The organism is Streptomyces sp. NPDC107559 (assembly GCF_055657365.1).
The window spans coordinates 158,081-181,150 of sequence record NZ_JBVKBD010000004.1 but is presented as its reverse complement, the minus strand read 5'-3'; the positions used below and the strand labels follow the sequence as shown (position 1 = coordinate 181,150).

18 protein-coding genes are annotated in these 23,070 nt (G+C 73.9%); 9 read left to right on the top strand and 9 right to left on the bottom strand.

Annotation, left to right across the window (positions count from 1 at the left end; all coding sequences use genetic code 11):
* Positions 1–76 precede the first annotated feature (76 nt).
* Together ACZ7OY_RS15385 and ACZ7OY_RS15380 are read left to right on the top strand one after the other, a co-directional pair.
* Positions 77–343, top strand: a complete 267-nt coding sequence (locus ACZ7OY_RS15385) for a DUF2530 domain-containing protein (protein WP_471911833.1) — start codon at positions 77–79, stop codon at positions 341–343.
* A gap of 205 nt (positions 344–548) precedes the next feature.
* Entirely contained in the window at positions 549–2,945 is a 2,397-nt protein-coding gene (locus ACZ7OY_RS15380) for a cation-translocating P-type ATPase (RefSeq protein WP_471911832.1), read from the top strand.
* Positions 2,946–3,012: 67 nt separating this feature from the next.
* Here ACZ7OY_RS15380 and ACZ7OY_RS15375 read toward each other — a convergent pair whose 3' ends face one another.
* From ACZ7OY_RS15375 to ACZ7OY_RS15360, 4 genes are all read right to left on the bottom strand, one after another.
* Positions 3,013–3,816, bottom strand: a complete 804-nt coding sequence (locus ACZ7OY_RS15375; RefSeq protein WP_471911831.1) for a hypothetical protein — start codon at positions 3,814–3,816, stop codon at positions 3,013–3,015.
* 277 nt (positions 3,817–4,093) lie between these two features.
* On the bottom strand, positions 4,094–4,867 hold the full coding sequence (locus tag ACZ7OY_RS15370) for a DUF5707 domain-containing protein (RefSeq protein WP_471911830.1): 774 nt from the start codon (positions 4,865–4,867) through the stop codon (positions 4,094–4,096).
* Positions 4,868–5,037: 170 nt separating this feature from the next.
* A complete protein-coding gene (locus ACZ7OY_RS15365) occupies positions 5,038–8,163 on the bottom strand; it encodes a sacsin N-terminal ATP-binding-like domain-containing protein (RefSeq protein ID WP_471911829.1) in 3,126 nt (1,041 codons plus the stop codon).
* Positions 8,164–8,527: 364 nt separating this feature from the next.
* Positions 8,528–9,457 carry a DUF3027 domain-containing protein gene (locus ACZ7OY_RS15360; RefSeq protein WP_471911828.1) on the bottom strand — a complete coding sequence of 310 codons (930 nt, stop codon included), beginning with the start codon at positions 9,455–9,457 and terminating at the stop codon, positions 8,528–8,530.
* 397 nt (positions 9,458–9,854) lie between these two features.
* On the opposite strand from ACZ7OY_RS15360, the gene ACZ7OY_RS15355 reads away from it, so the two are divergent.
* The 4 genes from ACZ7OY_RS15355 to ACZ7OY_RS15340 all read left to right on the top strand — a co-directional run bounded on the left by ACZ7OY_RS15355 (position 9,855) and on the right by ACZ7OY_RS15340 (position 13,436).
* Positions 9,855–11,279, top strand: coding sequence for an MFS transporter (locus ACZ7OY_RS15355; protein ID WP_471911827.1), 1,425 nt, complete (start codon positions 9,855–9,857; stop codon positions 11,277–11,279).
* Positions 11,280–11,393: 114 nt separating this feature from the next.
* On the top strand, positions 11,394–11,867 hold the full coding sequence (locus ACZ7OY_RS15350) for a DUF2771 domain-containing protein (RefSeq protein ID WP_471911826.1): 474 nt from the start codon (positions 11,394–11,396) through the stop codon (positions 11,865–11,867).
* The gene (locus ACZ7OY_RS15345) at positions 11,837–12,586 is read left to right on the top strand and encodes a futalosine hydrolase (protein WP_471911825.1); all 750 of its coding nucleotides are present in this window, start codon (positions 11,837–11,839) and stop codon (positions 12,584–12,586) included. Before ACZ7OY_RS15350 ends, ACZ7OY_RS15345 begins: the two co-directional genes overlap by 31 nt.
* The gene (locus ACZ7OY_RS15340) at positions 12,576–13,436 is read left to right on the top strand and encodes a 1,4-dihydroxy-6-naphthoate synthase (RefSeq protein ID WP_471911824.1); all 861 of its coding nucleotides are present in this window, start codon (positions 12,576–12,578) and stop codon (positions 13,434–13,436) included. Before ACZ7OY_RS15345 ends, ACZ7OY_RS15340 begins: the two co-directional genes overlap by 11 nt.
* Before the next feature lie 12 nt (positions 13,437–13,448).
* On the opposite strand, the gene ACZ7OY_RS15335 is transcribed toward ACZ7OY_RS15340, so the two are convergent.
* On the bottom strand, positions 13,449–13,832 hold the full coding sequence (locus ACZ7OY_RS15335) for a cold-shock protein (RefSeq protein ID WP_385521298.1): 384 nt from the start codon (positions 13,830–13,832) through the stop codon (positions 13,449–13,451).
* A 573-nt stretch (positions 13,833–14,405) separates the two neighbouring features.
* On the opposite strand from ACZ7OY_RS15335, the gene ACZ7OY_RS15330 reads away from it, so the two are divergent.
* Positions 14,406–14,657 (top strand): hypothetical protein, encoded by a 252-nt coding sequence (locus ACZ7OY_RS15330; RefSeq protein WP_471911823.1) that lies wholly within the window; start codon positions 14,406–14,408, stop codon positions 14,655–14,657.
* On the opposite strand, the gene ACZ7OY_RS15325 is transcribed toward ACZ7OY_RS15330, so the two are convergent.
* The gene (locus ACZ7OY_RS15325) at positions 14,633–15,268 is read right to left on the bottom strand and encodes an HAD family hydrolase (RefSeq protein WP_471911822.1); all 636 of its coding nucleotides are present in this window, start codon (positions 15,266–15,268) and stop codon (positions 14,633–14,635) included. The two genes, ACZ7OY_RS15330 and ACZ7OY_RS15325, sit on opposite strands and share 25 nt — an antisense overlap.
* Before the next feature lie 87 nt (positions 15,269–15,355).
* Positions 15,356–16,360: a hypothetical protein gene (locus tag ACZ7OY_RS15320; protein ID WP_471911821.1), complete on the bottom strand. Its 1,005-nt coding sequence runs from the start codon at positions 16,358–16,360 to the stop codon at positions 15,356–15,358.
* A gap of 329 nt (positions 16,361–16,689) precedes the next feature.
* Here ACZ7OY_RS15320 and ACZ7OY_RS15315 point away from each other — a divergent pair, with 329 nt between their 5' ends.
* On the top strand, positions 16,690–19,263 hold the full coding sequence (locus tag ACZ7OY_RS15315) for a helicase-associated domain-containing protein (protein ID WP_471911820.1): 2,574 nt from the start codon (positions 16,690–16,692) through the stop codon (positions 19,261–19,263).
* A 154-nt stretch (positions 19,264–19,417) separates the two neighbouring features.
* Here ACZ7OY_RS15315 and ACZ7OY_RS15310 read toward each other — a convergent pair whose 3' ends face one another.
* Positions 19,418–19,960 (bottom strand): hypothetical protein, encoded by a 543-nt coding sequence (locus ACZ7OY_RS15310; protein ID WP_471911819.1) that lies wholly within the window; start codon positions 19,958–19,960, stop codon positions 19,418–19,420.
* 236 nt (positions 19,961–20,196) lie between these two features.
* Between ACZ7OY_RS15310 and ACZ7OY_RS15305 the strand changes: the two genes are divergently transcribed.
* Complete coding sequence (locus ACZ7OY_RS15305; RefSeq protein WP_385521316.1) at positions 20,197–21,840, top strand: DNA repair helicase XPB; 1,644 nt, start codon at positions 20,197–20,199, stop codon at positions 21,838–21,840.
* Here the strand turns inward: ACZ7OY_RS15305 and ACZ7OY_RS15300 are convergent.
* The gene (locus ACZ7OY_RS15300; RefSeq protein ID WP_471911818.1) at positions 21,798–23,063 is read right to left on the bottom strand and encodes a glycosyltransferase 87 family protein; all 1,266 of its coding nucleotides are present in this window, start codon (positions 23,061–23,063) and stop codon (positions 21,798–21,800) included. The genes ACZ7OY_RS15305 and ACZ7OY_RS15300 overlap by 43 nt on opposite strands.
* Between the last annotated feature and the right edge of the window lie 7 nt (positions 23,064–23,070).

The following is a 23,070-nucleotide window of genomic DNA, read 5'->3' as shown; positions in this document are numbered from 1 at the left end:
CGCGCGTAGACCCAGGTCTCACAGGTGACACACCGCTCCCTGCGTCACCACCCCGAAGGCCTCGTAAGCTGTGCGCATGACCAAATGGACCCCCACGCACGAGGCGCCCGAGCCCCTGGAGGGCCCCGTGGTCGCCACCATCACCGGCGGCACGATCATCTGGTTCGCCCTGTTCCTCGTACAGCTCCCCTTCTACGGCTGGTACGCGGACCACGGCCACGCATGGTGGATCTGGACCTGTCTGGCCGGCGGCGGGCTGGGCCTGATCGGCATCTGGTACGTACGCAAGCGCGACGCGGCGATCAAGCGGGCGGCCGCGGCGGCGGTCCCGGCGGCCGAGTAGCCACCGAACCCACGGGCCCGCGCGGCATCGGACCCACGGGCCCGCCGGACCCACTGGCCCGCGCCCCGCGTCGTCCGTGCCGGTCGTCCCTGCCGAGCGCCCGTACGACCACGGCATCAGTCCCCGCGCGCCCTCCTCGTCCTCAGGTCGGAACTTCCGCCCACTCGGCGGGTGAACCGTCAAATCCGCACGTACCGTCGAAGGCATGAGGCACATCGACGCCGGCGCCGAGCTCGATCCCGTGCACCCCGTCCCCATGCCCCCACCGCCGGCCACCGGACTCAGCACCGCCCAGGTCGCCGAGCGCGTGGCCCGCGGACAGATCAACGACATCCCCGTGCGCAGCAGTCGTTCCCTGACCGAGATCGCCCGTGCGAACGTCTTCACCCGGTTCAACGCGATCATCGGCGTGCTCTGGCTGATCATGCTGTTCGTCGCGCCGTTCCAGGACAGCCTGTTCGGCTATGTGATCCTCGCCAACACCGGTATCGGCATCGTCCAGGAGTGGCGGGCGAAGAAGACCCTGGACTCGCTCGCCGTCGTCGGGGAGACCCGGCCGACGGTCCGGCGGGACGGCGCGGCCGTCCAGATAGCCACCTCCGAGCTCGTGCTCGACGACCTCGTGGAGATCGGACCGGGGGACAAGGTCGCCGTCGACGGCGTCTGCGCCGAGGCCGACGGGATGGAGGTCGACGAGTCGCTGCTCACCGGCGAGGCCGACCCGGTCGTCAAGCGGCCCGGCGACCCGGTGCTCTCCGGCAGCTTCGTCGTGGCCGGCGGCGGGGCCTTCAAGGTCACCAAGGTGGGCCGCGAGGCCTACGCCGCCCAGCTCGCCGAGGAGGCCTCCCGCTTCACCCTGGTCCACTCCGAGCTGCGCTCCGGCATCTCCACGATCCTGAAGTACGTGACCTGGATGATGATCCCGACCGCGATCGGCCTGATCATCAGCCAGTTCTTCGTCCAGCAGCACGGATTCAAGGACTCCATCGCCCGGACGGTCGGCGGGATCGTCCCGATGGTCCCGGAGGGGCTGGTGCTCCTCACCTCCGTCGCCTTCGCCATCGGCGTCATCCGGCTTGGCCGAAAACAATGCCTCGTCCAGGAGCTGCCCGCCATCGAGGGACTCGCCCGCGTCGACATCGTCTGCCTCGACAAGACCGGCACCCTCACCGAGGGCGGTATGGACGTCACCGAGCTGCGCCCGCTCGGCGGCCACGAGGAGGCCCACGTACGCAGGGTGCTCGGCGCGCTCGGCGAGTCGGACCCGCGGCCCAACGCCTCCCTCCAGGCCGTCATCGACGCCTACCCGGACACCGAGGAGTGGCGCTGCACCGAGTCCCTGCCGTTCTCCTCCGCCCGCAAGTACAGCGGCGCCTCCTTCAGCGAGGGCAACGGCGAGTCGAGCACCTGGCTGCTCGGGGCCCCCGACGTGCTGCTGCCCGACACCGACCCCGCCCTCGCCGAGACCGGACGGCTCAACGCGCAGGGGCTACGGGTCCTGCTGCTCGCCCGGGCCACCCGCGACCTCGACGGTCCCGACGTGGCGAAGGACGTCCGGCCCGCCGCCCTCGTCGTACTGGAGCAGCGACTGCGCCCGGACGCGGCGGACACCCTCGGCTACTTCGCCGAGCAGAACGTCCACGCCAAGGTGATCTCCGGTGACAACGCGGTGTCCGTCGGGGCGGTCGCGGGCAAGCTCGGGCTCACCGGCACCGCCGTCGACGCGCGCAGGCTGCCCACGGACCGGCGGGAGATGGCGCGGGCCCTCGACGAGGGCACCGTGTTCGGGCGGGTCACCCCGCAGCAGAAGCGGGACATGGTGGGCGCCCTCCAGTCCCGCGGCCACACGGTCGCGATGACCGGGGACGGGGTGAACGACGTGCTCGCGCTCAAGGACGCCGACATCGGTGTGTCCATGGGCTCGGGGTCCGAGGCGACCCGGGCCGTCGCGCAGATCGTGCTGCTGAACAACAGCTTCGCCACGCTGCCCTCGGTGGTCGGAGAGGGGCGGCGGGTGATCGGCAACATCACCCGGGTGGCCACGCTCTTCCTGGTCAAGACCGTCTACTCGGTCCTGCTGGCCGTGCTGGTGGTGTGCTGGCAGGTCGAGTACCCGTTCCTGCCCCGACACCTGACCCTGCTGTCCACCCTGACCATCGGCGTCCCGGCGTTCTTCCTGGCCCTCGCCCCCAACAAGGAGCGCGCCCGGCCGCACTTCGTCCGGCTGGTCATGCGGTACGCGATCCCGGGCGGGGTGGTGGCCGGGGCGGCGACCTTCGTGACCTATCTGCTCGCCCGCCACCACTACACCGGGGCGGACTCGCTGGACGCGGAGACGAGCGCGGCCACGCTGACCCTGTTCCTGATCTCGATGTGGGTGCTGGCGATCATCGCCCGCCCGTACACCTGGTGGCGGGTCGTCCTGGTCGCCTCGATGGCCGCCGGGTTCCTGGTGGTGCTGGTGGTGCCGGCGCTCCAGAGTTTCTTCGCGCTGAAGCTGGAGGGGACGGCGATGCCCTGGACGGCCGTGGGCATCGCGGCGGTGTCGGCCGTCGTCCTGGAACTGCTGTGGAAGTGGGTCGACCGCCGCTTTCCCGCATGACAGAACGCCGGCACCGGCAGTACTGGCGGTACTGCCGGTGCCGGCGTTCTTCAGCCGGGTGCGGCTCTTACTGCACGTCGATGAAGTCGCCCGCGGCGTTGACGGCCGGGGTGGTCGTGGTGCCCGCGAAGACGTAGCGGTAGTAGCCGTCCGCGGACGCGGTGACCGTCGTCTTCAGGGCGCCCGTGGAGCTGGTCTTGACCGTCTTGACGGTCGTGTAGGCGGTGGCGCCCTTCTTCTTGAACTGGAGCTTCACCGGCTGGGTGGCGTAGCCGGCGTACTTGCCGCTGTCCCAGTTCGCGCGGGTCAGCGCGCCGGTGACCGTGATGGTCTTGCCCTTCTTGACCGGCTCCGGCGAGGCGTTGACCGTCAGCTTCGACAGGCGCTGGACGTTCTTGGCGCCCAGGTCGCCCTGCCACTTGATGTTGCTGCCGTTGGTGGCGACCGCGACCGCGCCGACCTTCCAGGCGCCGGCCTCGGCGTTGAACAGGTCCTCGGTCTCGTCGGAGGAGGCCGGACGGTACTGGAGCTTGGCCGTGCACTTGAGCACGGTCGAGGAGGACGCGGTGCAGGTGCCCGGGCCGTCACCGCCGAGCATGTCGGTCGGCGCGGTGATGGAGGTGCCACGGTAGAGGACCGGGCCGCTCTGGAAGGAGCTCGCGCTGACGCTCGCGGGGTGCGTCACCGTGTAGGTCGCGGTGACCGTGACCTGCGCGGTGGGGCCGACCACGATGTTCTTGCCGGCGTTGACCACGACGTTGGAGAAGGTGACCGCGGACAGCGGGTTGCCGGCGGCCTGCGCGGCCGGGACGGCGAGAGCGGAGAGGGCCAGGGCGCCGGAGACGGCGGCCACAGTGGCTCGAATACGCATGGGGTTCCCCAGGTGGAGAAGGGGTCCCGCCGCTGGCCGTTCCTCACGGTTCGTCGTCGGCGCGGGACCCAAGTGATCGGTGAGTCTGTTGACTCGCCGAGTGAGATCAGCGAGACATGCGACTGGTTGTACGGGTGATGCGAAGGAACCCGATTTTTTATGTTCGCGTTACGCACCGATGACGAAGCACAGAGCAGAACGCCCGGCCCCGGGAGACCCCGGGACCGGGCGGAGACGCGGAGCGCGACGGCGCCGACTACCGCACGTCGATGAAGGACTACCGTACGTCTATGAAGTCGCCCGCGGCGCTGACCGCCGGGGTGGTCGTGGTGCCCGCGAAGCTGTAGCGGAAGTAGCCGTCGGCGGCGGCCTTGACCGTGGTGCTCAGGGCACCCGTCGAGCTGGTCCTGACCGTCTTGACGGTGGTGTAGGCGGTGGCGCCCTTCTTCTTGAACTGGAGCTTCACCGGCTGGCCGCTGTACCCCGCGTACTTGAGGGTCTCCCAGTTGGCGCGGGCCAGCTTGCCCGTGACCGTGATGGTCCTGCCCTTCTTGACCGGCTCCGGCGTGGCGTTGACCGTCAGGGTCGCGGCGCGCTGGACCCGGTGGGTCGTCTGGTAGTCGTTCCAGTAGACCCTGCCGTCACGGGCGAACACTCCCACCGCCACGTGCCAGGTGCCGGCCTGAAGGTTGGCGGTCAGGTTGCTGCCCGGGACGGCGGTGACGGTCAGGCTGCAGGTCGAGGTGGTGGCGCTGGCGGCGGCGCAGGTGGCCCTGCCCTCGTTCGCCAGCAGCAGCCCGTCGAGGCCGCTGTCGAGGTTGGTGCCGTGCCACAGGTCGACGTCGATGTCCTGGATGCCGCTGGAGTGGCTCGCGGTCACCGACACCGTGAACTTCTTCGAGGCCGACGGACCGACGACGATGTTCGCGCCGGAGTTGACCGAGACCTTGGAGACCTTCGGCAGTTCGTCCGCGGCCGTCGCGGCCGGCACCGCCAGGGCGGTCAGGACGAGGGCGCCCGAGACGGCCGCGACGGTGGCTGGGATGCGCATACGGTCCCCCGCTTGAAGGAGGCCCGCCGTCCGTCGTCGCACACGGTTCGCGAGGACGGCAGGGCCCGATGGGTCGTGGAGTCTGCTGACTCACATGATCAGATGCGTCACGCGGGTGAAGGGTTGCACACGAGATGAAAACCTCGTGGCGTTCCAGGCGTTCCGGCGGCTCAGTCGAACCAGCGGTCCCGCGCCAGCTCGTCCGTCCGCGAGGGGTCCTCCAGCAGCGCCGCGACCTCGAAGCGGCGCGGCCACTGGCCGGCCGCCCAGGCCAGGCCCGCGGCGACTCCCTCCAGGGTCGAGGCGTGCAGGACGCCGTCGTCGGTGAGCCGCCAGTCGATCTCCACGCCGTCCACGAGGAGCTCCTCGTGCTCGACGTAGGACCGCGGGGTCCGCGGCCCGAGCAGGACCCGCACCGGATCCGGTACGTCGTGCTCGGCGCCCTCGGAGCCGACCTCGCCGGTGACGGACTCGCTCAGCCGCCGCACCTGGAACAGCTCGGCCAGCCGGTAGGCGAGCGCCGGGCGCACCGGCAGCAGCGGCACGCCCTCGGTGAAGGGCAGCAGGTCGGGCGAGTCGACCACCACCGCGTCGGCCGCGTCCACCACCTCCACCCGGCCGTCGACGACCGCGCGCAGCTCGTCGGGCAGGGTCACCTGCTCGGGGTCCAGATCGGACAACGCGCAGTACAGGCCGTGCAGTTGGGCGGCGGTGACGGAGCGCTCCGGGTCGGCGAGCCGGTCGAGCAGTTCGGCGGCGCCGCCGGGCTCGTCGAGCAGCGCGGCCACCGAGGTGCGTACCCCGAGGGCCCGCAGCACCTGCTCGTCGTCGAACCCGGTCGCGTCGGCCTCGTCGTACAGGCCGCGCAGCAGCGGGTCGCCGCCGGCCGAGAGCAGACCGGCCGGACGCCGGCCGTCGATCACCGGGTGCCCGCGCAGCCACCAGGCCGTGTAGGGCCGTACGACCTCGTGGGTGCCGTCGGGCAGCAGGATGCGCAGCGGCTGGACGAGGGCGTCGCGCAGCGGCGGCCGGGCCAGCATCGCCAGCGCCTGCGGCCAGCTGTCCTCGTCGACCAGGTCGAGATCGCGTACGGCGACGAGTTCGGTGGCCACCGGCGGCACCGGGGTGTCCGGGAACCGGTCGAGGACGTCCTCGCACCACACGTCGACGGCGTCCAGCAGACCGGCGTCGTCGGGCTGGGCGAAGTCGCCCTCGCGGGGCTCCAGTTCGTCCGGGTCGAGGACCACGTCCGTGGCGCGGACCAGGGCGAAGCCGGCCAGCACGCCGCAGGCGGCCAGCGGCTGTTCGCCCCACTTGTCGGCCAGTTCGGTGTCGACGAAGGCCAGTTCGTCCTCGCGCATCACCTGGGCGAAGGGGCTGCCGGGCAGCACCAGCTCGCCGGCCGGGGCGAGTTCGCCGTCCTCGTCGGGCAGGGCGAGGGCGCCGAGCCAGGGTTCCTCGCCGGGCTCGATGCCGGCGTCCCGGACCAGGGCGAGGACGATGTCGGCGAGTTCCTCGGCGTCCAGGACGTCCTCCTCCCACGCCCCGCCCATGTCGTCGAGGGAGGCGGCGACGGCACCCCGCACCTGGGGGGTGGTGAGGACGGCGCGGGCCAGGGCCGGCAGGGCGCCGAGCTTCTCCAGGAGGGGGTGGACGGCGTCCGGGTGGGCGACCTTCAGGCCGAGCCGGGCCAGCACCTCGGGTTCGATCAGGGCGCCGTCCGAGGAGGGCAGCAGCACCTGCCGGGGACCGACGGTGGTGCGCCCGTCGGCGAGCGGCACGGGCAGCCCGGAGAGCCGGTCGGGGTCGACCCCGGCGAGGCTGTCGTACAGCCGCCGCCACCAGTCGGGCTCCTTCTCCAGCCCGGCCAGCCGGTCGACCGCGTCGGCGAGCGCCACCCGGGCCACGCCCAGCGTGCGCAGCTCGACCCGGCGTTCGAGGCCGGCGGGCAGCAGGGTGGGGAGCACCTCGGCGAGCACCCGGACGGTGTCGCCGCCCGCGCCCTCGACCACTTCGGCGTCGCGCGGGCGCAGGGCCTCCGGCAGATCGGGGTCGGGCGTGCCGTCGGGCCGGACCGCGGGCGGCAGGAAGGCCGTACGGGGCAGGCGCTCCAGGATCGCCTGGCGCAGGGCGCCGTCGAGGCCGCCCTTGCCGAGCGGGCCGGGCACGAGGTCGAGGATGCCCTCGTCCACCGGGCGCCAGTCGGTGAGGAGTTCGGTGTAGGCGTCGGCCGCGCGCTGCACGAGGAAGTCGGTGAGCGGGCCGGGGGCGGCGTGGCGCCGGGTGGGGTCCAGCGGGAAGGACGCGATGAGCAGGGCGGGGACGCCGAGGGGCTCGTCGCTGGGGGTGGGGGCGTGCACGAACGGGCCGGTCCGGGGGTAGCCGGGCGAGCCGTCCCCGGCCTCGGGCACCGCCCAGGTGACCGACCAGTGGGGGCGCAGCCGCTCCTCCACGGGGCGGTCGACGAGCAGGTCCGGGGTGAGCGGGCCGTGGGCGGTGGACGTACGCCAGCGGGTGGTGCCGTCCCGGGAGTCCTCCACGACCGTGTGCGCGCCGTCGGTACGGCGGCGCAGCGTGCGCGGGGTGCCGTCGCCGATCTCGACCACGACCTCCGTCAGGCCGGGCAGGGCGAGCAGGAGGGCGTCGTCCACGGCGCCCAGGAGGCGCTCGGCGAGGTCGGCGGCGGCCGTGTCGCGCAGCGGGAGGACGACGACCGTGTCGTACGGGTCGGGCGCGGTGCCCTCGGCGGGGAACGGCAGGCGCAGCAGCGGGACATGGCCGTCCCGGCGGCGGATCTCGTCGCCCAGGCCGGGGCTGTGGCCGACCTGCTCCGCGGCCAGCTCGCGGGCCTCGGCCAGGGACCAGCGCACTCCGCCGTGGCGGGCGAGGACCGCGGGTTCGTCGGTGACGGCGAGGACGGCGGCGAAACCGACGCCGAACCGGCCCACCGCGCCGTCGTGGACGTCGCGTTTGGCGGAGGCGCGCAGGGTGGACAGCGACTCGACGCCGGCCGCGTCCAGCGGGGCGCCGGTGTTGGCGGCGGCGAGGACGCCGTCGCGGAGGGTGAGGCGCAGCCGGCCCGGTACGCCCGCACGGGCCGCGGCGTCCGCCGCGTTCTGGGCGAGCTCGACGACGAGCCGGTCGCGGTAGCCGCCGAGGACCAGGTCCTCCTCGGCGTTGGCGTCCTCGCGGAAGCGGGCGGGGCTGGTGGCCCAGGCGTCGAGCACACCGCGGCGCAGACGGGCCGTGCCGAAGGGGTCCGCGCCCTCGGGTGCCGGCCGCACGAACTTGCTCACGTTCACACTCTCCTCATCGGCGTGAGGTCGAAGGTACCGCGCGGCCGGGCCCGCTCCCGCCGCTGTGGCCCACGAAGATCCGGCCTTTCCCGCGCGGGCGGACCGGGCGTACGGGAGCACGCACCCGACACGCCCGCGGCGCTACGGGTACCCAGGCATCCCCGGCCCCATGGGCACCCACGCCCCCGGAGGCCCCACAAGCACCCGCACGCCTCGGGCAGGGGCGGAAGCAGGGGTGGGACCGGGCGGGGGCGGAAGTGGAGGCGGGACCGGGCCGAGGCGGAAGCAGGAGCGGGGCCGGGCAGGGGCGGGGCAGTGGGCGTGTCCTGGCCGGCGGAGCCCCGGGGGCCGGGCGGGTCCGGGGCTACGAGTGCCCCAGCTCCGCCGTCTCCTCGTCCGCCGTCACCGCGGGCACCGACCCCGAGTCGGGCGCCGGGCGGAGCGGGAACGGGTCCACCCGGGTCTCGTCGATCACCGGCTCGGCCGGGCGGGGCGGCTTCGGCATGACCGCGGCCTCGGAGTGGCCGCCGCAGCCGTAGGCGAGGGAGACCACCCGGCCGTCGGCCGGGGAGAACTCGTTGGCGCAGACGCCGAACGCCTGCCCGAGGGAACCGCCGATGGGCACCAGGAAGCCGCAGCTCACACAGGACGCGGGGGCTGCCTGGGCCATCGCGGTCTTCGACCCGAAGGCCTCCTCCCAGCGGTCGGCGCCGACGTGCAGGCCGTACCGGGACAGCACCCGCGCCCGGCGCATCCCGAGCTCCTCGGCCACCGCGGCGAGCGAGCCGCGGGCGGGGACGACGGGCTGTGCCGCGGGCGCGCCCGCGGTGACCTCCGCGTCCTCCGCCTCCACCAGCTCGGCCATCTCGTGCGAGACCGGCGCGCTCGGCGGGGGCTCGTCCTCGCCGGAGTAGCCCGGTTCCAGGCGCAGATCGTCGGCCTCGGTGGGCAGCAGGTCGCCGGGGCCCATGTCGCCGGGGCGCAGCCGTTCGCTCCACGGCACCCACTCCGGCGCGAGCACCGCGTCGGGGCCGGGCAGCAGGACCACCTCGTCCAGGGTGACGATCTTCGCGCGGGACGCCCGCGCCACCGTCACGGCCCAGCGCCAGCCCCGGTAGCCCAGCTCCTTGCACCCGAAGAAGTGCGTGACAACACGGTCACCCTCGGAGACCAGCCCCACGTGCTCGCCGACCACACCCGGCGCGGCGGCCTCCTCGGCGGCGGCGCGGGCGAGGTCGACCGCCTCGGCGCACAGGCGGTCGGGGGTGCGGCTTCGCGTTGTCGCTGCGCTCACAGGTATCGCTTCTCTCCTACGCCGTCTCTCGGGTGCGCCGGCCTGAAGGCGGCAGGGCGGACGGAGCGGACCGAAGGGCCGCGTCGACGTCCGCGCCCGACGCGCTCGGGCGCACCTACGTCATCCATTCTGCGGGATGTCCGAGAGGCGCGCGGCCGAGAACGTTCGCCACGGCGCGCTACGCACGGTACCTGTTCGCGTCTGCTTGGCCTACACCGACGGGACTGTTCGCGGCCTCACGATGCGGTTTCGTGCTGTTTCCCGGCCGCCCGGCCAGCCGTGGAGCCGTCGGGAGCACGCCGTGCGGCCGTCGGGAGCACGGCGTGCGGCCATGAGGTACGCGGCCATACGCGCGGTTACCGCACTAGGCACAGCTTTATCGGGGCACTATGACGTCGTGGCAGCCGCGAGGTCGCCCCAGGGCGCCGCCGGGATCGGCGGGGTGAAGGGCAGCAGCCGAGGTGGCGGTTCGGGCCGGGTCGGCGGTTCCGTCCGCGCGATCGGCCGCGCCCTGCACCTCCCCTTCACCGGGACCGCGCGGGGCATCCGCAAGGCCACGCACGCGCACGGCGCGGGCGAGTCCGGCCTCGGCAAGCTGATCGAACTGCACGCGGTGAACGGCGCCGGGGACGTCATGATCACCGTGGCGCTCGCCTCCACCGTGTTCTTCTCCGTGCCGACCGACGAGGCGCGTGGCCGCGTCGCGCTCTACCTGGCGATCACGATGGCACCCTTCACGGTCCTCGCGCCGGTGATCGGCCCGCTCCTGGACCGGCTGCCGCACGGCAGACGCGCGGCCATGGCGGCCGCGATGCTGGCCCGCGCGCTGCTGGCGCTGGTGCTGTCCGGGGCGGTGATCACCGGCAGTCTGGAGCTGTACCCGGCCGCACTCGGCGTGCTGGTCGCGTCGAAGGCGTACGGGGTGGTGCGCAGCGCGGTCGTGCCCCGGCTGCTGCCGCCGGGCTTCTCCCTGGTCAAGGCGAACTCGCGGGTCACCCTCGGCGGACTCCTCGCGACCGGTGTCGCCGCGCCGGTCGGAGCGGGGCTCCAGGCGCTCGGGCCGCGCTGGCCGCTCTACGGCGCCTTCGTGATCTTCGTGGCGGGGACGTTCCTGTCCTTCACGCTGCCGCCCAAGGTCGACTCGGCCAAGGGCGAGGACATCGCGCTGCTGGCCTCGGACGAGGAGCATGTGCGCGGGCCGCGCCGCCGGGAGGCCAGACGGCTCGGTCTGCGGACCGTCGGACCCGCGGTCACCCACGCGCTGGGCGCCAACGCCGCGCTGCGCTGCCTGACCGGCTTCCTGATCTTCTTTCTGGCCTTCCTGCTGCGCGAGCATCCGCTGACCGGTCAGAGCGCGGCGGTGTCGCTGGGGATCGTCGGCGTCTCCGCTGGTGTGGGCAACGCGCTCGGCACGGCCGTCGGGGCCTGGCTCAGGTCACGGGCGCCGGAGATCATCATCGTGACGGTCCTCGCGATCGTGCTGGGCGCGGCGATCACCGCCGCGGTGTTCTTCGGGGCGTTCCTGGTGGCGTGCCTGACGGCGGTCGCCGGGTTCGCCCAGGCACTGGCCAAGCTGTCGCTGGACGCGTTGATCCAGCGGGACGTGCCCGAGCCGGTGCGCACCTCGGCGTTCGCGCGCTCCGAGACACTGCTCCAGGTGTCCTGGGTGTTCGGTGGCGCGGTGGGCATCGTGCTGCCGCTGAACGGCACCCTGGGCCTGGCGGTGGCCGCCTGCATCGTGGCCGCCGGCTGGCTGACGACCGCGCGCGGGCTGCTGGCCTCGGCGCGGCGCGACGGCGCGGGCCGTCCGAAACTGGCCTGACCGCGCCGCCCGGCCCGGCCCGGGGGAGCCCGGTCCGCCAGCGAGTGGCGTAACCCCCGGCCGCGCCGGACCCCACTTGGGCGGAGCATGGGAGGTGCCCGATAGCCTTCGCCCATGAAGACGCTGCAATCCGTTGTGCGACGCCGCCGCGCCGTCGCAGCCGCCGGCGCCGTTTCCGCCGGACTGCTCGTTCTGTCCGCCTGCGAGAAGCCGACGCCGATCTCGACGATCACCGTGGGCACGAGCTCGGTCAGCTCCCAGGCCACCTGCTACAACGACGGCAAGTCGCTGGACACCCAGGCACTGGTGAGCTGCCTGAAGGACACCGACATCAAGTCGATCACCGTCGACCCGGACGAGACCGTGCGCTTCGGCGTCGACCCGGAGATCGCGGACAACGGCTGGACGCTCCTGATGAACGGTCAGCCGCTGACCGACTCCAGCACCAAGACCTACCGCACGATCCCCGGCAGCGTGTTCTTCAACGCCCAGTACGGCGCCAGCGGCGACTCCACGCTGGTGTCCATCAAGGAGGGCGACAAGGACGTGACCGGTCTGTGGTCCTTCAAGCTCAAGAAGGACGCCTGACCACGTCCTCCGTACGTGTCCTCGTCGCCACCGCGGTTCCCGCCGAACGGGACGCGGTGGCACAGGCGTTCCCCGGGCCGGTCGACGAGGTGCGGCTGCCCGGGGTGAGCCTGCGCCGGACGGCCGGCCGGTACGACCTGCTGGCGGCCGGTGTCGGGCCCGCGCTCGCCGCCGCCTCCACCGCGACCGCCCTCACCGCGGCGGCCCTGGGCGGGACGCCCTACGCGCTCGTGGTCAGCGCCGGCATCGCCGGCGGCTTCCCGCCCGACGCGCCCGTCGGCTCGCTCGTCGTCGCCGACGAGATCACGGCCGCCGATCTGGGCGCCGAGACCGCCGAGGGCTTCCTGCCGGTCACCGAGCTCGGCTTCGGGACCGTCACCCACCGTCCGCCGCACCCACTCGTACGGGACCTCACGACGGCGCTGGACGCCCGCGCCGGGGCCGTACTGACCGTCTCGACGGTCACCGGGTCCGCCGAACGCGCGGCCCTGCTGCGCGCCCGGCACCCGCGGGCCCTGGCCGAGGCCATGGAGGGCTTCGGGGTGGCCGAGGCGGCCGCCGCGCACGGCACGCCCGTGCTGGAGATCCGCGCCGTCTCCAACCCCGTCGGTCCGCGTGACCGTGCCGCCTGGCGCATCGGCGACGCCCTCGCGGCCCTCACCGAGGGCTTCGCGAGGCTCGTACCCGTCCTGGAGAAGTGGAACCCGCATGACCGGTGAGCCCGCGCAGTCCAAGCTGCGGATCTCGTACTCCCCCTGCCCCAACGACACCTTCGTCTTCGACGCCCTCGCCCACGGCCGGGTCCCGGGCGCCCCGGCCCTCGACGTGACCTTCGCCGACATCGACATCACCAACGGCATGGCCGAGCGCGGCGAGTCCGACGTGCTGAAGGTGTCGTACGCCGTGCTGCCGTACGTCCTCGACGAGTACGCGCTGCTGCCCTGCGGCGGCGCGCTGGGCCGCGGCTGCGGGCCGCTGGTGCTCACCCGGGACGCGGAAGCCGACCTCACCGGACGCACCGTCGCGGTGCCGAGCGAGAAGTCCACGGCCTATCTGCTGTTCCGGCTGTGGGCCGCGGACACCGTCCCCGGCGGGGTCGGGGAGATCGTCGTGATGCCCTTCCACGAGATCATGCCCGCGGTGCGGGACGGGAAGGTCGACGCGGGACTCGTCATCCACGAGGCGCGTTTCACCTATCAGAACTTCGGGCTGCACAAGCTCGCGGACATGGGCGAGCACTGGGAGAACACCACCGGGCTGCCGATCCCGCTGGGCGCGATCATCGCCAAGCGTTCCCTGGGCGCCCGGGAGCTCACCCGGCTCGCCGACTCCATCCGTACGTCCGTGCACGCGGCCTGGGACGACCCCGAGGCCTCCCGGCCCTACGTCATGGCACACGCGCAGGAGATGGATCCGGCCGTCGCCGACCAGCACATCGGTCTGTACGTCAACGAGTTCACCGCCGGTCTCGGCGAGGACGGTTATGCGGCCGTACGGGGACTGCTCACCCGTGCGGCGGCCGAGGGACTGGTACCGCCCCTCGGCCCGGACGCGCTCGCCTTTCCCTAGGCCCGGCGGTCGTCACACATCCAGTTGGTCGGCGACCGCGCGAAGCAGCCCGGCGACCTGCTTTCCGGCGGTCTTCTCGGGATAGCGGCCGCGCTCCAGGGTCTGGGAGACGTTTTCCAGAAGGGTCGTCAGGTCCTGGACGATGGAGGCCAGTTCGTCCGGCTTCTTGCGCTGCGCGGCCGCGACGGACGGGGCCGGGTCCAGCACGACGACCGAAAGGGCCTGGTCGCCGCGCTGTCCGGCGACGACTCCGAACTCAACCCGCTGCCCCGGCTTGAGTGTCTCGACTCCGGCGGGGAGGACCGAGGAATGGACGAAGACGTCGCCGCCGTCGTCACGGGAGAGAAAGCCGAAGCCCTTCTCGCTGTTGAACCACTTGACCTTGCCAGTCGGCAAAGCACACGCTCCCTCGATCCGTCCTGGCCACGCCCGGACGCACTTGAACTGCCGTCGAACCACCTTACCGGGGGTCTCTCCAGCGGAACACGCCTTAAAACGGGACCGAGGCCCTACCTGTGTGGGAAGGGCTCAAAGTGGTTGTAGAGGTTCAGTGCACGTCCCGGCTCCGGACGGGCCCGGGCCGCACGGAGCGGCCGACGACCTGCGGTGGCCTGCCGAACTGCCGTAACGATCCTTCCGCCGCGGACAAAGGCAGGAGAAGGAAATAGGGCTCGGGCGTTTCCCGTTCGGGGGACCTTGCCTTTCCGCCCCTTACCCGTGCACCGCTTACGCCTTTTCGGGAACGCCGGGACTTCACCCGGACCGAATTCCCTATCGCCGCGGACCCGCCGCATCCGGCCGGAAGGCGCGGACACCCGAGGGCCAAGTCCGGGAGTCATGGCGGAGGCGGACGCTTTCCGGGTCTGCGGACGACCGGCTCGATCTCGCCGCCCGACACGTCCGCCCGACACGTCCGTCCGTGCGGACGTCGCCGGACCGTCCGCGCGCGCCGGGAACTACCCTGTCCGGGTGCGTGACGAAACCCGAACCGATTCCGCCGGGCCCGGCGACCGGCTGATCCGTGCCGGTGCCCTGGTCTTCTTCGCCGGTGCCGTGGCCACTCTGGTCACCGTGACCCCGCTGCTGCTCGACACGAAGCCCTTCCCGACGTACATGTTCGGGCTGAGCATGCTGATGGGCGTCGGCTTCCTGATCGCCGGTGCGGGCGTGCTCCGGTCGATCGCGGCCGGCCGTCGTCAGGCGCGGGCCGCCGGGCGGTAGGACTCCAGCCAGCCCGGGAAGTGCAGGAGGTCGGGCAGGACGACGTCCGCGCCGGCCGTGCGCAGCTCCGCCGCGCTGCACGGCCCGGTGACGACCGCCACCGACAGCGTCCCGGCCGTGCGCGCGCCGCGGACGTCCCCGACGTGGTCGCCCACGTAGACGTCCGCCGCGTGGGCGCGCAGCGCCTGTGCCTTGGCCTCGGCCCACAGGTCGCCGATCACCTCGTCGGGTTCGATGCCCAGGTGCTCCAGGTGCAGTCGGGCGCTGGGCTCGTACTTCGCCGTCACGACGATCGTGCGCCCGCCGGCCGCCCGTACGGCCTCGATCGCGGCGCGGGCGCCCGGCATCGCGGACGTCGCGGCGACGGCGAAGGCCGGGTACATCTCCCGGTACAGCTCCACCGCGGCCGGCACCTCCTCCGCCGGGAACCAGTTGGCCAGCTCCTCCACCAGCGGCGGCCCCAACCGGGTGATCACCAGGTCCGCGTCGACGTACGTCCCCGTCCGCTCGGTGAGCGCCCGGTAGCAGGCGTGGATGCCGGGGCGGGAGTCGATCAGCGTCATGTCGAGATCGAATCCGACGGTCAGCGCGGGAGCGGTGGTGGAGGCCATGCAGGCCATTGTGCCCACGCCGACAGCGCGCGGGCCGGGCGCCCGGGTGCCTCCCCCGGCTTCCCCGGCTTCCCCGGCCAAGAGCGGTCAGCGGCTGCGCTGGGAGCGCCACACCAGGAACAGGGCCGACGCGACGGCCGCGCCCCGTACCACCCAGGGCCAGGTCTGGGCGAGCGCGTCGTTCATCTGGCCGTCGGCGATGGGGGTTCCCCACCGGCCGTCGGTCCTGCCCCACAGCCAGACCAGACCTGACGCGACCGCCAGGCCGGGCAGCCACGCGACCGCCCACTTCGCCTCCGCCCGGGTCAGCCGGCGCGAGGCGTAGGCGATCAGCCAGCCGAGCAGCAGCGCGAACCAGTTGCCGAGCACCGCGCCGACGACGAGGGCGCCCGCGGCGATCAGGAGCAGCGGATTGCTCCAGTTGCCGGTGCCGAAAGACGGCAGGCGGCGGCGGGCGGCGGGTGCGTCCGGGACGTCGGCCGCGGTCTCCGCGCCCGGGTCCGCCGGTGCCGCCGGGTCCTCCGCGTCCTTCGGGTCCTTCAGGTGCTTGCGCGGCGGCGGCTTGAGCAGCTCGGGGATCTCCACCCCGCCGACAAAGCCCGGCACCTCGTCGCCGACGCCGAAGGGACTGCTGTCCGTGCGCCACCAGTCGGGCTGGGTCGCGCTGTCGCCGAGTTCGTGCGCGGCCGCGCGGTGCGGGGGCGACGGGGCGTCCGAGGGCGGTGGCGCCTGCGGCCCCGCGGTCCGTCCCGACCGGGGGCGCGGGACCGCACGGCGCAGCCGGCCGGGCCGTCCGTCGTCCGCTCCCGCCGCCGCGTCGCGCTGCGCGGGCACGGCGGCGGCCGGTGTCTGCGGGGCGCCCCCGCCGCCGGCGGCGGCCGCGACGACGTCGTCGGGGCTGCCGATGCGGTCCAGGATGCGGCGTACGGCGGCCGGACTGTCCACCGGTGTCCTGGCGCGCCGCCGGTCGATCTCGTTGCGCAGCTCCGACACCAGCCGCATCCGCGCGGACGACGACAACTGCCGCTGGTGCGCCACGTCTCCGACACGGCTCAGATACTCGTAGACGACCTGGTCGCTCTCGATCCCCACGAAGTCCCCTCCGGGGCGGATGTGTTGGCTGACCCCGTGGAGGCAGACGTTACCGCTCCCGGCGCGGCCGGGGCATCTCCCGGCCGCGCCCGCGCGGCGGTTCGCGCGGCGGTTTCGAGCGGCGCTTCGAGCGGGCCGCCTCGACCACTGCCCCGACCGCTGCCGCAACCGCTGCCGCGACCGCTGCCGCGACCGCCGCCGTGGCGCGGCTAGGGGAGCGGCTCGGGGAGCGGCTCGGGGAGCGGCTCGTGGCGCGGCTAGGGGAGCGTCGGGCACAACAGGCCCGCGCGGGGGTCGGCCGCCTAAGGGGACCCGCTACCGTGGGTCAGATGAGCACCGCGGACCACCCCGCCCCCCGCTCCCTCGCGGAAGCGCTCCGCGCCAGGGACGACCACTCCCTGGCCGCCCTCCTGCGCAGCCGCCCCGACCTCATCACCCCCGTCCCCACCGATCTCACCCAGCTGGCGACCAGGGCGGGCACCCGTGCCTCGGTGGTCCGCGCGCTGGAGCGGCTGGACCGGTTCACCCTCCAGGCGGCGGAGGCGCTCGCGGTCGCGGCGGACCCGGCGTCGTACGCCGAACTGCTCGGCCTGATGGGCGGCGACGACGGGGACCCGGCCGTCACCGCGGCCCTGCCCGGCGCCGTGGCAGGACTGCGCGAACAGGCCCTGGTGTGGGGCGGCGACGACCGGCTGCGGCTGGTGCGCACCGCCCGTGAACTGCTCGCGCCCTCGCCGCAGCACCCCTCGCCGACCGGTCTGGGCCCCACGGTGCAGGAGGTCACGGCCGGGATGTCGCCGGGCCGGATCCAGGAGATCGTCGGCACCGCCGGGCTGGCGTCGACGCACGACGCCGTGTCGGCGGCCGCCGCGCTCACCGCGCTGTTCACCGACCGCGCCCGGATGGACGCGCTGCTCGGCCAGGCCCCGGCCGACTCCCTCGACGTCCTGGACCGGCTGGTGTGGGGGCCGCCGTACGGGCAGGTCACGGCCGACCCGGCGGCCCGGCTGCGCTGGCTGCTGGACCGCGGACTGCTGCTGCCGACGGCGCCCGGCACGGTCGTACTGCCCCGCGAGGTCGCCCTGCATCTGCGGGCCGGGCGGGCGCACCGCGCGCCCGAGCCCGTGCCGCCCGCCGTCGAGCCGGCCGGTACACACACCCCGGCGGTGGTGGACGCGACCGCGGCCGGCCAGGCGTACACGGCGCTGGCGACCGTCGAGGAGTTGCTGAAGGACTGGGACGAGGGCGGGCCCGCCGTGCTGCGGGCGGGCGGGCTGAGCGTGCGCGACCTGAAGCGGACCGCGGTCGCCCTGGACGCGTCCGAGCCCATGGCCGCGTTCTGGGTCGAACTCGCCTACGCCGCCGGGCTGGTGGCCTCCGACGGCGAGGCCGACGAACGGTACGCGGCCACCCCCGCCTACGACGAGTGGCTGGAGCAGCCGCCGGCCGAGCGCTGGGCACGGCTCGCCGAGGCGTGGCTGCTCGCGACCCGGACGGCGGGTGTGGTCGGCGGGCGGGACGCGAAGGAGCGGCCGCTGTCGGCCCTGGGTCCCGGGCTCGACCGGTCCGCCGCGCCCGAGGTGCGGCACCGGGTGCTGACCCTGCTGGCCGGGCTCCCGCAGGGCACCGCGCCGGCCGCCGACGTGGTGCTCGCCCGGCTGCGCTGGGAACGCCCGCTGCGCGCCCGCGGCGGCACGGTGAGCCGCCCCGGCGAGAGCGGCGGCGAGGACGACGACCTGCGCTCCCGGATGGTGCGCTGGACGCTGACGGAGGCGGAGACGCTGGGCGTGACCGGCCGGGGCGCGCTGTCGGCACACGGGCGGGCCCTGCTGGGGGCGCCCGGGCCGAGGGCGGCCGACGCCGACGGTCCCGCCGGGCCGGGCGGCAGACTGCCCTTCCCGCACCACAGGACCGCCCGCCCCGAACCCCTCTCCGCCGCCGAGCAGTCCGTCGCCTCCGCGGCCGCGGCCCGGCTGCTCACCCCGCTGCTTCCCGAACCGCTGGACCATGTGCTGCTCCAGGCCGACCTCACGGCGGTGGCACCCGGACCGCTGCGCCGTCCGCTGGCCGACACGCTGGGCGTGCTCGCGGACGTCGAGTCGAAGGGCGGGGCGACGGTGTACCGGTTCACGCCGGGCTCGGTGCGGCGCGCGCTGGACGCCGGCCGGACCGCGAGCGATCTGCACGCCTTCCTCGCCACCCACTCCCGTACCCCGGTCCCGCAGCCGCTCGCGTACCTGATCGACGACGTCGCCCGCCGGCACGGCCATCTGCGGGTCGGCGCGGCCTCGGCGTACGTGCGCTGCGACGACGACGCCCTGCTGAACGAGATCATCGCCGACAAGCGCGCCGCCGCCCTGCGGCTGCGCCGCCTCGCGCCGACCGTGCTGGCCGCCGAGGCCGACCCGGCCACGCTGCTGGAGGGTCTGCGGGCGATGGGGTACGCGCCCGCCGCCGAGTCCGCCGAGGGCGACGTGCTGATCGCCCGCGCGCACGCCCACCGCACTCCGCCCCGCACGGCCCCCGAGCCGGTCCCCGAAGGTCCGCCGATGCCCGACCCGACGCTCCTGACGGCGGCGATCCGGGCGATCCGGGCGGGCGACCTGGCCTCCACCGCCCCGCGGAAGGTCTCGGCCGGCGACGCGGTCCCGCCGGCCGGCGGCGAGCTCCCGCGCACCGGCTCCGCCGAGACCCTCGCCACCATGCAGGCCGCCGTCCTCACCGGCCAGGCCGTGTGGATCGGCTACGTCAACGCCGAGGGCGCCGCGAGCCAGCGGGTGATCGCGCCGGTACGGGTCGAGGGCGGCTTCGTCACGGCGTACGACCACACGGCCGACGAGGTCCGCACGTATCCGCTGCACCGGATCACGGGGGTGGCGGAGCTCGCCGACGAGCAGCAGTGACCGCCCGGCGCCCCGCCCGGCGGTCGCCGCCGCTCCGGGCCGACGGTCCCTCCGGTCCGCGCGCGAGGTCCGTGCGCGGACCTCACGTGCCCGGTCCACACGTGCCCGGTAGTCGCGTGCCCGGTAGTCGCGTGCGCGGACCCCGCCTACGCGGTCAGCAGTCCTCCACGCGGGCGCCCTCGGGCAGACCGAAGTGCCTGCGGGCGGCGGCCTCCAGCGCCGAGGGCCGGTCGGCGCCGTCGAGCACGGACCGGGCGGAGTACCCGAAGTGGTCCGCTTCCCACTCCCCGTACCCGGCGCCGTCCGGCGGTTCCTCCTGGGACACCACGCGGTAGCCGCCGTCCGGCTCCCGCTCCAGCCGGACCACCTGCGGGACATGGGAGCCGCTGCACTCCACCAGAGCGCCGCCGCGCACCCCGTACTCCATGCACAGCGTGTCCACGCCGGCCCGGATCCGGTCCCCGCGCCGCTCCATCTCCAGCGCCTTCGCCCGGCAGAACCACCGTGCCTCCAGCTCGGGCACGCTCTCCCCGTACCCGCTGCCCTGCGACTGCGCCACCAGCCGGGCCTCGATCACGGGCCCCACCTCGTCCCACAGCCGCGTGTCGATGACCGCCGGACGCGTCATGACCCACGAGCCCGTCGCCACCAGCACCGCCGCGGCTCCCACGCCGGTGCCCCATCTGCGTACCGACATTCCGTGAGCTCCTCACCGCGCCGCCCGGACCGCGCCGCTTCGTCCTGGTCAGACAGCCGCCGGGCGGACAGGGTTGCGCGGGAGAATGAACAAACCACTTTTCATAACGGTCCGGACATCTCCGTCGGCCGTGCCCCGGGCGCCGGCGGACCTTCGTCCGGGACCGACCGCGCCGACGGCCGGTAGGGCACACTGGACGTTTGGCCATGCCGCGCCATCCAGAAAGGCAGCCCCGAGTGAACGGTCCGCTGATCGTCCAGTCCGACAAGACCCTGCTCCTCGAAGTCGACCACGAGCAGGCCGACGACTGCCGCCGGGCCATCGCCCCGTTCGCGGAGCTGGAGCGGGCGCCGGAGCACATCCACACCTACCGGCTGACCCCGCTCGGCCTGTGGAACGCGCGGGCCGCCGGCCATGACGCCGAGCAGGTCGTGGACGCGCTCGTGCACTACAGCCGCTACCCCGTGCCGCACGCGCTGCTCGTCGACATCGCGGAGACGATGGACCGCTACGGCCGGCTGACGCTGTCCAAGCACCCGGCGCACGGGCTGGTCCTGACCAGCACCGACCGGCCGGTGCTGGAGGAAGTGCTGCGCTCCAAGCGGATCGCCCCGCTGGTGGGCGCCCGCATCGACCCCGACACGGTCGTCGTGCACCCCTCCGAGCGCGGGCAGATCAAGCAGACGCTGCTGAAGCTGGGCTGGCCGGCCGAGGACCTCGCCGGGTACGTCGACGGCGAGGCGCACCCGATCGAGCTGGCCGAGGACGGCTGGGCGCTGCGGCCGTACCAGAAACAGGCCGTGGAGAACTTCTGGCACGGCGGCAGCGGTGTCGTCGTGCTGCCGTGCGGCGCGGGCAAGACGCTGGTCGGGGCCGGGGCGATGGCGCAGGCCTCGTCGACCACGCTGATCCTCGTCACCAACACCGTCTCCGCCCGGCAGTGGAAGCACGAGCTGGTGAAGCGGACCTCGCTCACCGAGGACGAGATCGGCGAGTACAGCGGCACGCGCAAGGAGATCCGGCCCGTCACCATCGCCACGTACCAGGTGCTCACCACCCGGCGTAAGGGCGTCTACCCGCACCTGGAGCTGTTCGACTCCCGGGACTGGGGACTGATCGTCTACGACGAGGTGCATCTGCTGCCCGCGCCCGTCTTCAAGTTCACCGCCGACCTCCAGGCCCGGCGCCGGCTCGGGCTCACCGCGACCCTGGTGCGCGAGGACGGCCGCGAGTCGGACGTCTTCTCGCTGATCGGGCCCAAGCGGTTCGACGCGCCGTGGAAGGAGATCGAGGCACAGGGCTACATCGCGCCCGCGGACTGTGTCGAGGTCCGGGTGAACCTCACCGACTCCGAACGGCTGGCCTACGCGACCGCCGAGGCCGAGGAGAAGTACCGCTTCTGCGCCACGACCGCGACGAAGCGGAAGGTGACCGAGGCGATCGTGCGGCGCTTCGCCGGCCAGCAGATCCTCGTCATCGGCCAGTACATCGACCAGCTCGACGAGCTGGGCGAGCACCTGAACGCGCCGGTGATCAAGGGCGAGACGTCCAACGCCCAGCGCGAGAAGCTCTTCGACGCCTTCCGCGAGGGCGAGATCAGCGTGCTGGTGGTGTCGAAGGTGGCCAACTTCTCCATCGACCTGCCGGAGGCCACCGTCGCCATCCAGGTCTCGGGCACGTTCGGCTCGCGGCAGGAGGAGGCCCAGCGGCTGGGCCGGGTGCTGCGGCCCAAGGCCGACGGCCACCAGGCCCACTTCTACTCGGTGGTCGCCCGCGACACGATCGACCAGGACTTCGCGGCGCACCGCCAGCGGTTCCTCGCCGAGCAGGGCTACTCCTACCGGATCGTGGACGCGGACGAGCTGCTGTCGGAGGGCTGACGGGGCCGCTCCGCCGGGGCCGGGTCCAGGAACGGCCGGTCCCGCCGCGCCGGGACCTGGGGCCGGGCCGCCGTCCCGGGCCGCCGCGGGTCCTCGGGGACCGGGACGGCGGCCCGCCGTCCGCGGCAGGCCGCGCCGGCCAGCAGCGCGCAGCCCAGCAGCGGATACGGCGCCGCCAGCGGCTGCTGCCACCAGGGCAGCCGCAGGTCCAGATCGCCCTGGTGCGGCAGCAGCCACATCGTGCGGGCGGTGAACAGCGCGGTGGTCAGCAGCGCCGTACGCAGGTGTCCGTCCGCCAGCAGTACGGCGATCAGCGGGACGCACCACACCCAGTGGTGGGACCAGCTGACCGGCGACACCAGCAGCGCGGTGAACGCGGTGAGCAGCACCGCGTGCCGCTCCCGTGCGGCGCGCGCGGCGAGCCACAGGCCGCAGACGGCGACGGCGAGCGCGGGGAGCGCCCAGGCGGGGCCGGGCGCCGGGTCGCCGAGGAGGCGGGCCGTCAGGCCCTGGAGGGACTGGTTGTCGACGATCCACGGCTTGCCGACGCGGCCGGTGTCGTAGAGGCGGCGGGTCCAGAAGTCGGCGCTGGCGGCGGGCAGCGCCAGGGCGCCGAGCAGGGCGGTGGCGGCGGACGCGGCCGTCGCGGTGGCCGCCTCCCGGCGCCTGCCGCGCAGCAGCAGGTGCACGACGAAGAGCGCGGGGGTGAGTTTGATCCCCGCCGCGATGCCCAGGGCGACGCCGCGGCCCGGGGCGCCCGGCAGGCGGGTGAGGTCCCACAGCACCAGGACGGTCACGACCAGGTTGACCTGGCCGAACAGCACGGTCTGGAAAACCGGCTCCAGCCAGAGTGCCAGGGCCGTGGCGGCGCACAGGGCGGAGGAGCCGAGCGGACGGCCCGCGAGCCGGGCGGAGAGCTGGACCAGCCGGGCCAGCAGCAGCACGTTGCCTGCGAGGAACGCCGCCTTCACCACGGGGACGGGCAGCCAGGCCGCCGGGGTGAACAGCAGCGCCGCGAAGGGCGGGTAGGTGGCCGGGAGGTGCCACCGGGTGACGGTGAAGCCGTAGAGATCGCCGCCACCGTCCAGGACGGCCGCGCCCTCGGCGCGGTAGACCAGCGCGTCGGCCATCGGGGCGCGCTGCACCACGCACAGGGCGACGAAGGCGGCGAGGGAGACCGCCAGCAGCAGAAGGGAGGTCGCGGAGGGTGATCGACGGGTCACGCAGTGA